The 14,343-nt window shown below is 56.6% G+C and carries 8 protein-coding genes, 2 tRNA genes and 3 rRNA genes; 9 read left to right on the forward strand and 4 right to left on the reverse strand.

All coding sequences use genetic code 11. The features are described 5' to 3' along the window. Positions 1-92 precede the first annotated feature (92 nt). The 9 genes from TSA66_RS06945 to tnpC all read left to right on the forward strand — a co-directional run bounded on the left by TSA66_RS06945 (position 93) and on the right by tnpC (position 10,539). Positions 93-2,243, forward strand: coding sequence for an ATP-binding protein (locus tag TSA66_RS06945; RefSeq protein ID WP_157691629.1), 2,151 nt, complete (start codon positions 93-95; stop codon positions 2,241-2,243). Positions 2,244-2,821: 578 nt separating this feature from the next. Then, a 16S ribosomal RNA gene (locus tag TSA66_RS06950) occupies positions 2,822-4,352 on the forward strand. 63 nt (positions 4,353-4,415) lie between these two features. Next, a tRNA-Ile gene (locus tag TSA66_RS06955) sits at positions 4,416-4,492 on the forward strand. A 10-nt stretch (positions 4,493-4,502) separates the two neighbouring features. Continuing rightward, positions 4,503-4,578, forward strand: a tRNA-Ala gene (locus TSA66_RS06960). Between the two features lie 273 nt (positions 4,579-4,851). After that, a 23S ribosomal RNA gene (locus TSA66_RS06965) occupies positions 4,852-7,727 on the forward strand. A 146-nt stretch (positions 7,728-7,873) separates the two neighbouring features. Beyond that, positions 7,874-7,986 (forward strand): 5S ribosomal RNA (gene rrf, locus TSA66_RS06970). The 16S, 23S and 5S rRNA genes sit together here with 2 tRNA genes alongside, the layout of an rRNA operon. 198 nt (positions 7,987-8,184) lie before the next feature. Continuing rightward, on the forward strand, positions 8,185-8,610 hold the full coding sequence (gene tnpA, locus TSA66_RS06975) for an IS66-like element accessory protein TnpA (protein ID WP_040038455.1): 426 nt from the start codon (positions 8,185-8,187) through the stop codon (positions 8,608-8,610). Beyond that, entirely contained in the window at positions 8,586-8,936 is a 351-nt protein-coding gene (tnpB, locus tag TSA66_RS06980) for an IS66 family insertion sequence element accessory protein TnpB (RefSeq protein WP_040038456.1), read from the forward strand. Before tnpA ends, tnpB begins: the two co-directional genes overlap by 25 nt. Before the next feature lie 31 nt (positions 8,937-8,967). Further along, positions 8,968-10,539 (forward strand): IS66 family transposase, encoded by a 1,572-nt coding sequence (gene tnpC / locus TSA66_RS06985; RefSeq protein WP_040039297.1) that lies wholly within the window; start codon positions 8,968-8,970, stop codon positions 10,537-10,539. Between the two features lie 98 nt (positions 10,540-10,637). On the opposite strand, the gene TSA66_RS26050 is transcribed toward tnpC, so the two are convergent. The 4 genes from TSA66_RS26050 to TSA66_RS07000 form a co-directional block, all read right to left on the reverse strand. Then, positions 10,638-10,814, reverse strand: coding sequence for a helix-turn-helix domain-containing protein (locus TSA66_RS26050; RefSeq protein WP_084199392.1), 177 nt, complete (start codon positions 10,812-10,814; stop codon positions 10,638-10,640). A gap of 8 nt (positions 10,815-10,822) precedes the next feature. Further along, positions 10,823-11,218, reverse strand: a complete 396-nt coding sequence (locus TSA66_RS06990; protein WP_040039512.1) for a hypothetical protein — start codon at positions 11,216-11,218, stop codon at positions 10,823-10,825. A 321-nt stretch (positions 11,219-11,539) separates the two neighbouring features. Beyond that, positions 11,540-13,636 (reverse strand): methyl-accepting chemotaxis protein, encoded by a 2,097-nt coding sequence (locus TSA66_RS27985; protein ID WP_052452166.1) that lies wholly within the window; start codon positions 13,634-13,636, stop codon positions 11,540-11,542. A 438-nt stretch (positions 13,637-14,074) separates the two neighbouring features. Then, positions 14,075-14,343: 4Fe-4S dicluster domain-containing protein (locus tag TSA66_RS07000; RefSeq protein ID WP_198358731.1), on the reverse strand; the 269-nt coding region annotated here is incomplete at its 5' end.

Genomic DNA, 14,343 nt, shown 5'->3' on the forward strand with positions numbered 1-14,343 from the left:
ATTGATCTTCCTCCGGACACGATGCAGTGGCTGGCCGCATCCTAGCGTTTGATACGCAGGAAAATGACCACCAGCATTAAAGCGGAATGACGATGCAGCCCACTTTCGACTTTCTGTCCAACGGCGGCGAAATGGGCGCCCTGATGCGCGCCCACGACTGGGGCGCCACGCCGCTGGGAGAGCCGCAGCATTGGCCGGAAATCCTCAAGACTACCGTGCGCCTGCTGCTGACATCGAACCATCCGATGTTCATCTGGTGGGGCAAGGACCTGATCCAGTTCTATAACGACGCCTACCGCAAAACCATGGGGCCCGAGCGTCACCCGGGTGCGCTCGGGCAGCGCGGCCGTGAATGCTGGGATGAAATCTGGCACATCATCGGGCCGCAGATCGAGTTCGTCATGGCCGGCAGCGGCGCCACCTGGCATGAAGACCAGCTGGTGCCGGTCACGCGGCACGGAGCGCGCGAGGATGTCTGGTGGACCTACGGGTACAGCCCGATCGAAGACAGTCGCGGTGTACAGGGCGTGCTGGTGGTGTGCACCGACGTCACGGTGGAACACCAGTCGCGCGAGCAGCTGCGGGAATTGAATCGGCAGCTGGTCGAGCAGATACGCGAGCGCGAACAGGCGCAACAGCGCGAGGCAGTCGAGATGGCCGAGCGCCTCAACGCCGAGCGCCTGCTGGCCGCGCAGCGCCAGGCCGAAAGCGAGCGCCTGTACGCGCTGTTCCAGCAAGCGCCCGGTTTCATGGCGCTCGTGCGCGGCCCGCACCATGTATTCGAGTTCGCCAACGAAGCGTACCTGCACCTGATCGGCGAGCGCGCGCTGCTGGGCAAGCCGGTGCGGGAGGCGTTACCGGATATCGAAGGGCAGGGTTTCTTCGAGTTGCTCGACGAGGTGTTTTATACCGGCAAGCCGTTCTCCGCGATGGACGTGCCGCTGCGGCTGCGGCAGCAACCCGGCGGCCCGCCCATGCAAGCCTACGTCGATTTCGTCTATCAGCCGATCATCGACGTGGACGGTGCCGTATCCGGCATATTTATCGAAGGCTTCGATGTCACCGAGCGCACGCTCGCGAAAAAAAAGCTGCAGGAGGCGGACCGCCGCAAGGACGAATTCCTGGCGATGCTCGCCCATGAGCTGCGCAACCCGCTGGCGCCATTGAAGAATGCCGCCGACCTGTTGAGCCTGATGCCGCGGGAGGAGGCGCGCCTGCGGCACATCCACGGGCTCATTTCGCGCCAGGTCAGGCACATGACCGGCCTTATCGATGACTTGCTCGATGTATCGCGGGTCAACAGCGGCCTGATCGTGCTGGACAAGCAGCCGCTCGACATCCACCAGATTGTGGCCGAGTCGGTCGAGCAGGTCCAGCCGCTGGTGGCGGCGCGCCGCCATCAACTTGACGTCAGGCTCGCTGCCGGTCCGGTCTTTGTGCAGGGCGACCACAAGCGCCTCGTGCAGGTCTTCACGAATCTGCTGCAGAACGCCGCCAAATACACCCCGGAAGGCGGCCGTATTTCTCTTACCGCGCTAACGCGCGACCAAGAGGTCGTCGTCGAGATCCGCGACAACGGCATCGGCATTGATGCCGAGCTGCTGCCGCATGTGTTTGAATTGTTCACGCAGGGAAAACGCTCGTCCGACCGCTCGCAGGGCGGCCTGGGGCTGGGCCTTGCGCTCGTCCAGAACCTGGTTGCTCTGCATGGCGGGCGCGTTGCCGTGGCGACGCAAGGACAAGACAAGGGATCAACCTTGACGGTGGTCCTGCCTTGCCGCAGCGAAGCCCCACGCGACCTGTCGTCGCGCGCTGTACAAGGCGTAGCAGCCGCACATGCATGCCAGCCGCTGCGTGTGATGGTGGTGGACGACAATGTCGATGCCGCGCAGACGCTGGCAATGGTCCTCGACGCCTGCGGCCATCAGGTCATGGTCGAACATGATCCTCACAGCGCCCTGGCACACGCCGGCATGACGCTGCCAGACGTGTATCTGCTCGATATCGGCTTGCCCGGCATGACGGGCAACGAACTGGCATGCCGCTTGCGCAGGACGCCGCATGCAGCCGCGGCAACCCTGATTGCGGTGACCGGGTACGGCAACGAATACGACAGGGAGACAGCCCTGGCCGCCGGATTCGATTTCTATTTCGTCAAGCCGTTGGACACCGCGCAGCTGCACCAACTGCTATCGGGCATTCGGCCCGACAAGGGCCGGGGCAGGCCTAATATATACGGATAAGCGCCTTGCGCCCCAGTCCTTAAGTATTAAGTAAGGTGACAGTGCCGCCCGGCACGATCCACCTTGGCTTTTCTTTTTCTGCGATTGTAGACCCGTGTATGCTTCGGGCCCGCATCGAGCGAGCGATTCTTTGGCCTGCGAACATTAGGTGAGGACATGCAAGGCAGCGCGATGCATTAATCGTTGCTGGCTGCTTATGACAAGCTATTCGCTCCCGGCCAACATGCTTTTAATGTCTAAATGACATTGAATATATTCTTCTATGCAGCGTTTTGCGGTTTTTTCTAAAAACCTCTTGCGCAGTGGATGGCGGCTTGCTATAGTTCGCCTCCCGTCGCGCAACGCAGCGAACAAAACGATTCGACAGCGGCGACGGCAGGAACAAGTTCTTTAACAAATAACAGCCGATAAGTGTGGGCGCTTGGTGGCAGTGCGGCGGCGACGGAAGTTGCCGAAGCTCAAAGCATATCAAGTGCTCACAAAGAAATACAGGTAAGTTCGCAAGAACGGACCTAGTCAGTATTTTGAGTGAGCGACGGTTCTACGGAACCTGCCAGAGATGGCACAAAACAGGAATTAAACTGAAGAGTTTGATCCTGGCTCAGATTGAACGCTGGCGGCATGCCTTACACATGCAAGTCGAACGGCAGCGCGGGAGCAATCCTGGCGGCGAGTGGCGAACGGGTGAGTAATATATCGGAACGTGCCTTAGAGTGGGGGATAACTAGTCGAAAGACTAGCTAATACCGCATACGACCTACGGGTGAAAGTGGGGGATCGCAAGACCTCATGCTCTTAGAGCGGCCGATATCTGATTAGCTAGTTGGTGGGGTAAAAGCCTACCAAGGCGACGATCAGTAGCTGGTCTGAGAGGACGACCAGCCACACTGGGACTGAGACACGGCCCAGACTCCTACGGGAGGCAGCAGTGGGGAATTTTGGACAATGGGGGCAACCCTGATCCAGCAATGCCGCGTGTGTGAAGAAGGCCTTCGGGTTGTAAAGCACTTTTGTTCGGGAAGAAATCCCTTGGGCTAATACCCCGGGGGGATGACGGTACCGGAAGAATAAGCACCGGCTAACTACGTGCCAGCAGCCGCGGTAATACGTAGGGTGCAAGCGTTAATCGGAATTACTGGGCGTAAAGCGTGCGCAGGCGGTTGTGCAAGACAGATGTGAAATCCCCGGGCTTAACCTGGGAACTGCATTTGTGACTGCACGGCTAGAGTGTGTCAGAGGGGGGTAGAATTCCACGTGTAGCAGTGAAATGCGTAGATATGTGGAGGAATACCGATGGCGAAGGCAGCCCCCTGGGATAACACTGACGCTCATGCACGAAAGCGTGGGGAGCAAACAGGATTAGATACCCTGGTAGTCCACGCCCTAAACGATGTCAACTAGTTGTCGGGTCTTAATTGACTTGGTAACGCAGCTAACGCGTGAAGTTGACCGCCTGGGGAGTACGGTCGCAAGATTAAAACTCAAAGGAATTGACGGGGACCCGCACAAGCGGTGGATGATGTGGATTAATTCGATGCAACGCGAAAAACCTTACCTACCCTTGACATGGAAGGAATCCTCGAGAGATCGGGGAGTGCCCGAAAGGGAGCCTTCACACAGGTGCTGCATGGCTGTCGTCAGCTCGTGTCGTGAGATGTTGGGTTAAGTCCCGCAACGAGCGCAACCCTTGTCATTAGTTGCTACGAAAGGGCACTCTAATGAGACTGCCGGTGACAAACCGGAGGAAGGTGGGGATGACGTCAAGTCCTCATGGCCCTTATGGGTAGGGCTTCACACGTCATACAATGGTACATACAGAGGGCTGCCAACCCGCGAGGGGGAGCTAATCCCAGAAAGTGTATCGTAGTCCGGATTGTAGTCTGCAACTCGACTACATGAAGTTGGAATCGCTAGTAATCGCGGATCAGCATGTCGCGGTGAATACGTTCCCGGGTCTTGTACACACCGCCCGTCACACCATGGGAGCGGGTTTTACCAGAAGTAGGTAGCCTAACCGCAAGGAGGGCGCTTACCACGGTAGGATTCGTGACTGGGGTGAAGTCGTAACAAGGTAGCCGTATCGGAAGGTGCGGCTGGATCACCTCCTTTCTAGAGTATTCGCACGAAAATCAAGCGTTCACACTTATCGGTGTGTTATTCGAGAACAGCAATGGGTCTGTAGCTCAGCTGGTTAGAGCACCGTGTTGATAACGCGGGGGTCGTTGGTTCGAGCCCAACTAGACCCACCATCAAGGTTTCGGGGGTTTAGCTCAGCTGGGAGAGCACCTGCTTTGCAAGCAGGGGGTCGTCGGTTCGATCCCGTCAACCTCCACCAAGACATCAAACCTAAGTCATCGCTTCGATGGCGACGTGATTTAGGTTTGATCTTTTAGATCATTGGCTGTTTTTGTTCTTTAACAATCTGGAAGAAGTAGTAAAGATTTATCAGTTGGAGCTGATGCGTTGTGATGACGTGTTGGTGAAGACTGGTGGGTTGTGATTGTATCAATCAATAGTATGAAAGAGTTCTCGTAACAACGAGAGTCTGGAATACGGCACGCAAACTCAAGCTCTATAGCGTTTCTCGCAAGAGAAGCTAACGTTATAGGGACAAGCGAATAAGTGCACATGGTGGATGCCTTGGCGATATCAGGCGATGAAGGACGTTGTAGCCTGCGATAAGCTGCGGGGAGCTGGCAAACAAGCTTTGATCCGCAGATTTCCGAATGGGGAAACCCGGCCCTTTGGGTCATCTCACACTGAATACATAGGTGTGTGAAGCGAACGTGGCGAACTGAAACATCTAAGTAGCTACAGGAAAAGAAATCAACCGAGATTCCCAAAGTAGTGGCGAGCGAAATGGGAACAGCCTGCAAGATTTAGCAGTCGAGATAGCAAAATGCTCTGGAAAGTGCAGCCATAGCGGGTGATAGCCCCGTATGCGAAATCTGGATTGTGGAACTAAGCTTGCGACAAGTAGGGCGGGGCACGTGAAACCCTGTCTGAACATGGGGGGACCATCCTCCAAGGCTAAATACTCGATATCGACCGATAGTGAACCAGTACCGTGAGGGAAAGGCGAAAAGAACCCCGGAAGGGGAGTGAAATAGATCCTGAAACCGTGTGCATACAAACAGTAGGAGCCTCGCAAGGGGTGACTGCGTACCTTTTGTATAATGGGTCAGCGACTTACATTCAGTGGCAAGCTTAACCGTGTAGGGAAGGCGTAGCGAAAGCGAGTCCGAATAGGGCGTTCAGTCGCTGGGTGTAGACCCGAAACCAGATGATCTATCCATGGCCAGGATGAAGGTGCGGTAACACGCACTGGAGGTCCGAACCCACTAGTGTTGAAAAACTAGGGGATGAGCTGTGGATAGGGGTGAAAGGCTAAACAAATCTGGAAATAGCTGGTTCTCTCCGAAAACTATTTAGGTAGTGCCTCAAGTATCACCATCGGGGGTAGAGCACTGTTATGGCTAGGGGGTCATCGCGACTTACCAAACCATTGCAAACTCCGAATACCGATGAGTGCGAGCTTGGGAGACAGACGCCGGGTGCTAACGTCCGACGTCAAGAGGGAAACAACCCAGACCGCCAGCTAAGGTCCCCAAGATTGGCTAAGTGGAAAACGAAGTGGGAAGGCTAAAACAGTCAGGAGGTTGGCTTAGAAGCAGCCATCCTTTAAAGAAAGCGTAATAGCTCACTGATCGAGTCGTCCTGCGCGGAAGATGTAACGGGGCTAAGCCAGTCACCGAAGCTGCGGATCTGCAGTAATGCAGATGGTAGGAGAGCGTTCTGTAAGCCTGCGAAGGTGTCTTGTAAAGGATGCTGGAGGTATCAGAAGTGCGAATGCTGACATGAGTAGCGATAATGCGGGTGAAAAGCCCGCACGCCGTAAGCCCAAGGTTTCCTGTTCAACGTTCATCGGAGCAGGGTGAGTCGGCCCCTAAGGCGAGGCAGAGATGCGTAGCTGATGGGAAGCAGGTTAATATTCCTGCACCGTCGTGTGATGCGATGGGGGGACGGATCGCGGAAGGTTGTCCGGGTGTTGGATGTCCCGGTTCCTAACTCAAAGAAGGCCAGTAGGCAAATCCGCTGGCGTAATTCAAGGGGTTGGGACGAGCGGCTTTATGCCGCGAAGCAATCGGAAGTGGTTCCAAGAAAAGCCTCTAAGCTTCAGTCATACGAGACCGTACCGCAAACCGACACAGGTGGGCGAGATGAGTATTCTAAGGCGCTTGAGAGAACTCGGGAGAAGGAACTCGGCAAATTGGTACCGTAACTTCGGGATAAGGTACGCCCTTGTAGCTTGACTGGCCTGCGCCAGGAGGGTGAAGGGGTTGCAATAAACTGGTGGCTGCGACTGTTTAATAAAAACACAGCACTCTGCAAACACGAAAGTGGACGTATAGGGTGTGACGCCTGCCCGGTGCTGGAAGATTAAATGATGGGGTGCAAGCTCTTGATTGAAGTCCCAGTAAACGGCGGCCGTAACTATAACGGTCCTAAGGTAGCGAAATTCCTTGTCGGGTAAGTTCCGACCTGCACGAATGGCGTAACGATGGCCACACTGTCTCCTCCCGAGACTCAGCGAAGTTGAAGTGTTTGTGATGATGCAATCTACCCGCGGCTAGACGGAAAGACCCCATGAACCTTTACTGTAGCTTTGCATTGGACTTTGAACCAATCTGTGTAGGATAGGTGGGAGGCTTTGAAGCGGTGACGCCAGTTGCCGTGGAGCCAACCTTGAAATACCACCCTGGTTTGTTTGAGGTTCTAACCTTGGCCCGTTATCCGGGTCGGGGACAGTGCATGGTAGGCAGTTTGACTGGGGCGGTCTCCTCCCAAAGTGTAACGGAGGAGTTCGAAGGTACGCTAGGTACGGTCGGACATCGTGCTAATAGTGCAATGGCATAAGCGTGCTTAACTGCGAGACTGACAAGTCGAGCAGGTACGAAAGTAGGACATAGTGATCCGGTGGTTCTGTATGGAAGGGCCATCGCTCAACGGATAAAAGGTACTCTGGGGATAACAGGCTGATTCCTCCCAAGAGTTCATATCGACGGGGGAGTTTGGCACCTCGATGTCGGCTCATCACATCCTGGGGCTGTAGCCGGTCCCAAGGGTATGGCTGTTCGCCATTTAAAGTGGTACGTGAGCTGGGTTTAAAACGTCGTGAGACAGTTTGGTCCCTATCTGCCGTGGGCGTTGGAAGTTTGAGGGGGGCTGCTCCTAGTACGAGAGGACCGGAGTGGACGAACCTCTGGTGTACCGGTTGTCACGCCAGTGGCATTGCCGGGTAGCTAAGTTCGGAAGAGATAACCGCTGAAAGCATCTAAGCGGGAAACTTGCCTCAAGATGAGACTTCCCGGGAACTTGATTCCCCTAAAGGGTCGTTCGAGACCAGGACGTTGATAGGTCAGGTGTGGAAGCGCAGTAATGCGTTAAGCTAACTGATACTAATTGCCCGTGCGGCTTGTCCCTATAACCTTAGCAGGTATAGGCAAGAGTAGCGTGTGACTCGATTGAGCATCACACCCGCCAATATATGTAGTACCCCTACTGCTTCTTCCCAGATTGCGTTGTTTGATGCGCCAGTGCACCGGCCTCAAGCAACACTACAAGTTATGCCTGATGACCATAGCGAGTTGGTACCACCCCTTCCCATCCCGAACAGGACCGTGAAACGACTTCGCGCCGATGATAGTGCTGCAACCAGTGTGAAAGTAGGTTATCGTCAGGCTAGTTACTCCTAAAACGCCCCCAGCATCCCCTTGCTGGGGGCGTTTTGCTTTGCACCCCGCCTTTTGCCTGCCCCGATCAAAAACGCATCTGCAGCAACACGGGGCACTCAAATCGAGGTAAGCGATCCATCATCGGCGTCTTGAATCGCGGAGTTTGAGCAGTCAGGATATGTCCACCTACATGGAGGTGGACACCTATGGCAGAGCATGACTCAGAGCTGTTGCAGCGGCTGGTTGTCGGCAGCAAGCGGGATGGACGCCGGCGATATGACAAACAGGCGAAGGCCGAGCTGGTCCAGACATGCCTCAAGCCAGGCGTGTCAGTGGCGCGCGTGGCGCTCAAGCATGGCATCAACGCGAACCTGCTGCGCAAGTGGATCAGCCTGCACCTGCAGAAACAGGAGCAATCTCCTGTTGCGACATCACAGTCTGTCGCGCCTTCACCGCCTCCATTCATACCGGTCGTGCCGGCGGGCTCCTGCAGCAAGCCCACAGAGTCCGGGTTACGAGTGCGGCTGCCCAACGGCATCGAGATTTGTCTGAGTGGGCATGGCGAAGATGAGCTGTCGTGCTTGTTGCGCCTGCTGTGCACACTGCCATGTTCCGTCTCGACCCGGCTCTGAAGGTATTCCTGCACCGCGAGCCGGTGGACGGCCGCAAGAACATCAATGGCCTGGCTGCGCTGGTCGAACAAGGCCTCGGGCTCGATCCCTTTGCTCGGGCGGTCTACGTCTTCAGCAATAAGCGGCGCGACCGCATCAAACTGCTGCTGTGGGATCGCACCGGATTCTGGCTTCTGTTCAAGCGGCTGGAAGCGGACCGCTTCGTCTGGCCGAAAGCGTCAGCGGTGGTCGAGCTCAGCGTCGAGCAGCTGCAATGGCTGCTCGATGGGATCGACCTGGAAGCCATGCGCGGCCATCCTGTGCGCCATTACCGTCGCACGGCGTGAACCGGGGCGGCAGAGCGTTGTCAAAAAGTCCATGCAAAACGTCATGATCACGGCCGAGGAACTGGAAGCGTTGCGCCAGGCAGCGCAGGAGCGTGACGCGTTGCGCGGTGAGCTGCGGGTCGTGACGCTCGAGCGGGGCCTGCTCAAGGAACGCGTGCAGGCGTATCTGCACAAGCTGTATGCGGCACGCAGCGAAGCACGCAGTGCCGGGCAAAAGGATCTGTTCTTTAACGAGGCCGAGACCCTGGCGCCGACTGCCTCCGCTGAGCCTGCCAAAGAGGACGAGCCAGGCGTTGAAGTGGCGAGCCATCTGCGCAAAAAGCGTGGTGGCCGCAAGCCGCTCGATCCCGCGCTACCGCGCGACGTCGTGCGTCACGAGCTGCCCGAATCCGAGCGTATTTGCCCGCATGACGGCAGCGTCCTGATCGAAATCGGTGCCGAGATCAGCGAACAGCTCGACATCATTCCCCAGCAGGTACGCGTGATCCAGCATCAGCGCATCAAGTACGCCTGCCCGTGCTGCGATGGCGGCATCAAGGTCACGCCTGCCGCAGCGCGCGTCATCCCCAAGGGCCTGCTGACCGAAGCGGCGCTGGCGTGGATCGTGACGGCGAAGTATCAGGATGGCTTGCCGCTGTATCGGCAAGCGGCCTTGCTGCGCCGCTTTGGCGGCGACCTGTCGCGCACCACGCTGGCCGCCAGCGTGGTGCGCGTTGGTCAGGCAGTGCAGCCGATCATCAACCTGCTGCGCGACGTGCTGCTGGAATCCGAGCTGGTGTACGGCGACGAGACGGAACTGCAGGTGCTCAAGGAACCGGGCCGCTCGCCGCAGACCCAAAGCTATCTGTGGGCGCAGATGAATGGCACGGGACCGCCGGTGCGCTTGTTCGGCTACTCTCCCGGTCGGGGAACCAGCCATGCGCTCAAACTCTATGCCGGCATGGCCAAAGGCGCAGTGCTGATGACGGATGGCTATGAGGTCTACAACGCCATCGCGGCGACCCATGGTCTGGTGCACCTCGGATGCTGGGTCCATTGTCGACGCTACTTCATCGAGGCCGAGGACGTGCTGCCGAAAGAGTCGCGCACACCGCAGCAGCCTGCCACGCAATTCATTGCAGCCATCGGCAAGCTCTATGCCGCCGAGGCCCGAGCCAGGCACGCCGACGCGGCCCACCGACAACGGCTGCGCGCCCGCTACAGCGCCCATGTGCTCAAGCACATCGAGCGCCTGCTGCTGACGTATCAGCCGATCGTCACGCCCAACAGCAAGCTCGGCCGTGCTCTTGCCTATCTGAGTGGGCAGTGGTCCAAACTGACGCGCTACATCGAGAACGGCCTCTGGCCGATTGACAACAACCAGTGCGAAAACGCGATCCGTCCCTTCGTGATCGGGCGAAAGGGCTGGCTGTTTGCGGACACCGTCGGCGGCGCTACTGCCAGCGCCAATCTGTATTCCATCATCGAGACCTGCAAGGCCAATAACGTCAATCCGTACGCCTACCTGATCAAACTGCTCCGCGCGCTGCCTCTGGCAACTACGGCCGATGATTACGAGGCGCTGCTGCCCTGGAAAATCTCCCTCCCAACGACTCGGTTGTAATCGCGCTAACAACACGCGAGACTATCCGACAAGGGACGTCCGTCATGGATCGCTTACAAATCGAGTTCCCGGGTTGCTTGCTTCTATGGCTTGCTTCGCTAATGGGGCGGCGCGATTTCACTGAAGCGATATTCGCTCGGCCGTGCCCCGGTCCATTTCCTGAACGCACGGTAGAATGTGCTTGCCTCTGTAAAACCCAATTCGGCAGCGATGTCGGCAATCGGCTTGTCGGAATTTGGCGCATGCCGCGTTTCGCTGCAGCGGGCGACCGCCATGCCGTCACCTATTTGTCGCTAGCCAGTCCGCAGGTCCAGCGATGGTCCGGGATGGCTGGAAACACTAAAAAAAACTTATTCGGCCGGTCGATTTTCGTGGCCTGTCCACCATTCAGGTATCCCCCTTTGAAGGACAGGGTGCCGTTGGCGTCGACCGTGTACATGCCGGTGCTGGGTTTTTCCATGCCCTTGTAGACGTATTTGCCGTCCGCAGTGATGACGAACGAACCGCGTGGTGTGTACTGGACCGCTCCCCCGCTATACATGGAAGCGGTGCAGCCATACCTGCCGAGCACTGGTTTAGCGGTCTGAGCCGCAGCCAATTGGCTTCCTGCCGTGGCCAGTAGCAAAGCTCCCATAAGGAAGGCATGTGCGGTCCTGCATCCCAGTTTTTGCTTTTTCATTATTCCATTCCTCGCTGGTTTTCCGTGCGATCCAATGTTGCGCAGTCGAGATCTTACTTTATCGCGCGGGATCAAAGTTTTGCCAATCCGACGCGAACAACACACGTGTTCGTCCCACTGCAATAGAACGCCACTGTCACGGTAGTTGTATAGCAAGCCTGCATTTATTCGGACCGACAATGACGAAAAATTCCCCGTGACAGCCATGATGAAGTGGCTGCGTGTTCAGAACGTTGGCGCGGTCTATTTAAGCCCGACAGCCCTTGGGAAAACGGCTTTGTGGAATTAACAGCAAGCTGCACAACGAATGCCTGAAAAAGTTCAAAACCTTCTCGTCGTACGGGATGCCACAACCGGTAATGCCGGTAAATTTTCTTCTTCGGCGTGGTAACGTTTTAGGGAAAGCACATTCGATATTTTTGTTTCCCTGGTGTTGCTCGCGCCATTTGCAGTCTTTGGGGAAAGGGCCTCGCCAGTTTCTAGTATTTCCGTGAAGTCCAGTTTGAATACGCCCACCAGTTGCGCTAGGCTGCCGGCTTGATCCTTTAATGATGCGGCCGCCGCTGCTGCCTCTTCGACGAGAGCTGCATTCTGTTGTGTCACAGTATCCATTTCGGCGATGGCCAGGTTGATTTGTTCGATGCCCGATTCCTGCTCGCGGCTGGCATGTGAAATGTCGCTCATGATGTCGGTGCAGCGTTTCACACTGGTGACGATCTCGTCCATAGTGCTTCCGGCCTGATTGACCAATATTCTGCCGGCTTCGACTTTGTCGACGGAGTTTTCAATCAAAACCTTGATTTCTTTCGCGGCGCTGGCAGAACGTTGCGCCAGGTTGCGCACTTCGGAGGCCACGACGGCAAAGCCGCGCCCTTGTTCACCGGCACGTGCTGCTTCCACTGCCGCATTCAGGGCAAGGATATTCGTTTGGAAGGCGATGCCGTCGATTACACCAATAATGTCGCCGATCTTGCGGGCCGATTCGTGGATAGACCCCATGGTGTCGATGACCTGCGATACCACCGCGCCCCCTTTGATTGCGACGTCGGAGGCCGACTGTGCCAGTTGGTTGGCACGGTATGCATTCTCGGCGTTCTGTTTGACCGTTGACGTCAGCTCTTCGATGGACGAGGCGGTTTCCTCCAGCGAGGCGGCTTGCTGTTCGGTGCGCGAGGATAAATCGAGGTTGCCGCTCGCAATCTGGCTGGAGGCGGTGGCGATGGTGTCAGTGCCGTTGTGTACCTGGCCGACGATGTTGCGCAGACTATCGTTCATCTCTTTCAGTGCTTGCAACAGCTGGCCGGTCTCGTTCGCGGAGCGGACTTCAATGTGCACGGACAGGTCGCCGGAGGCAACTTGCTTGGCCACCGCGACCGCTTCATGCAACGGATCGCTCACGGAGCGCGTAACTTGGTAGCCGAGCGCGGCGATCAGCAGTGTGATTGCAAGGACTGCGGCAATCAGGGTATAGGTCGAATGCTGCCGGTCCGAGGCGCGCTCCGTCAGCATATGGTCGAGCGTGTCGATCGTCGTATCGAAAAACTTGGCTTGTTCGTTAATGGATGCGGTCGCCTGGGCAAAATAATCCGCGCCGGCATAATTGTATTGCTCAGACTTGATGATCTGTTCTGTCGTCAGCTGCAATATTTCAGTACCTTTTGCCATAGCGGTCTGCAGCGGTACGCCAAGATTTGTCTTAATCGCCGGATTGGCAGCAATCGTTTTTTCGAGCGAGGAATTGATGCTTTCAATGAGCCTTTGAGCCCTTTCGATGAGCACGATCATGTCTGCCCGCTCTTCAATCGTTGCATTTTTGGCGGTCAGGATCGCGGCGCCACGGGCACGCATGCGCCCCAGCGTTTCCATCAAGGTTGGCGTCTGCGACAGGCTGGTTTGAATCAAGTGCGAGCTGTCCGCATCAGGATCAAGGTCGAGCCCAAAATGATCGATCAGGAAGTCATTGATCTTGAGCAGTCTGGTGATCAGTGCAGTATGTGCGGCAAAGCTTTCTTTGCCAGTAATCGCACGGTGCGTCACGTTCTGCGCGAGCGGCGTCCATTGGCTCTTCGCTTCAGACCACAGTGAAGCGATGGCTGGATTATGGATGGCGCTAGCAGCGCCATCCATCACGGCAAGCGCTTTGTCGACTTCATCCTGCTTGGCGCTGCGCTGCGTCTGGACGGCATCATTACCGTTTAACACTAGGGCGGACAGTCCGCGATGTTGTTGTACAAGCTGCACTACTTTTAACAATGCACGGGCGGGCGGGACGCCGCGCGCTTCGGTTTTTGCCGCATTGACTGCCTTGTTCGATTCACTGATATACAGGGTGAACGGAACAGCTACCAGTACTACCCCTAGCAAGGCGAGGAGTGCGAATTTTTGCCAGAGAAATAGGCGGCTGAGTAAGGCATTCATTGATTCAACTTTTTGTGGTGGGGGATGCTTGACGTGCTAGAGGGCTAGCGCTTGTGGCTTTGCCTCGACTGCTGCAACGCTGCGCGATAGGCACATGTGCCGAGCGAAAGAATGGCTGGTATCGCAGTCTGTTGCGTGATCGGTGGCGATATGGCCGACGGGGCAAGGGCGTTGAAATATTGCATGGGCGACTCGTCAGAATAGGGGGGGGCTGGCCAAATTGAGAACTACTCGTCCTATTCCGTTTTCGGTATTTACATTGCGTAGAGTAAATACCTACCCGATCAAATTCCTTGATATGCAATAAGTAATTTCTGTATGGAAAGATTTATCCTGCGCGCGGTCGCATGGGCGCAGGATAAATGCTGCCGAAATTGTAATAAGGCGCCGCAGGGAATGCGGCGAGCGACATTCCCACGGATTGCGTTTTTCACACGTTTACATTCCCGAATAGTTGGGCCCACCGCCGCCTTCGGGCGTGACCCACACGATGTTCTGCGTCGGGTCCTTGATGTCGCACGTCTTGCAATGCACGCAGTTCTGCGCATTGATCTGCAACCGATCCTCGCCGCCATCGGTCTTCACGAATTCGTACACCCCCGCCGGGCAGTAGCGGCTCTCCGGCCCCGCAAACTTCGCCAGGTTGATCTTCACCGGCACCGACGGATCCTTCAGCGTCAGGTGCGCCGGCTGGTTTTCTTCATGGT

This window comes from Noviherbaspirillum autotrophicum, from assembly GCF_000818395.1.
In the GTDB taxonomy this organism is placed as follows: Bacteria; Pseudomonadota; Gammaproteobacteria; order Burkholderiales; family Burkholderiaceae_D; genus Noviherbaspirillum; species Noviherbaspirillum autotrophicum.

Excerpts from the sequence above, each read along its gene's own strand:
- TSA66_RS06945 (WP_157691629.1), top strand. The coding sequence starts at position 93 with ATGCAGCCCACTTTCGACTTTCTGTCCAACGGCGGCGAAATGGGCGCC.
- tnpA (WP_040038455.1), top strand. The coding sequence starts at position 8,185 with ATGGCAGAGCATGACTCAGAGCTGTTGCAGCGGCTGGTTGTCGGCAGC.
- tnpB (WP_040038456.1), top strand. The coding sequence starts at position 8,586 with ATGTTCCGTCTCGACCCGGCTCTGAAGGTATTCCTGCACCGCGAGCCG.
- tnpC (WP_040039297.1), top strand. The coding sequence starts at position 8,968 with ATGCAAAACGTCATGATCACGGCCGAGGAACTGGAAGCGTTGCGCCAG.
- TSA66_RS26050 (WP_084199392.1), bottom strand. The coding sequence starts at position 10,814 with ATGGCGGTCGCCCGCTGCAGCGAAACGCGGCATGCGCCAAATTCCGAC.
- TSA66_RS06990 (WP_040039512.1), bottom strand. The coding sequence starts at position 11,218 with ATGAAAAAGCAAAAACTGGGATGCAGGACCGCACATGCCTTCCTTATG.
- TSA66_RS27985 (WP_052452166.1), bottom strand. The coding sequence starts at position 13,636 with ATGAATGCCTTACTCAGCCGCCTATTTCTCTGGCAAAAATTCGCACTC.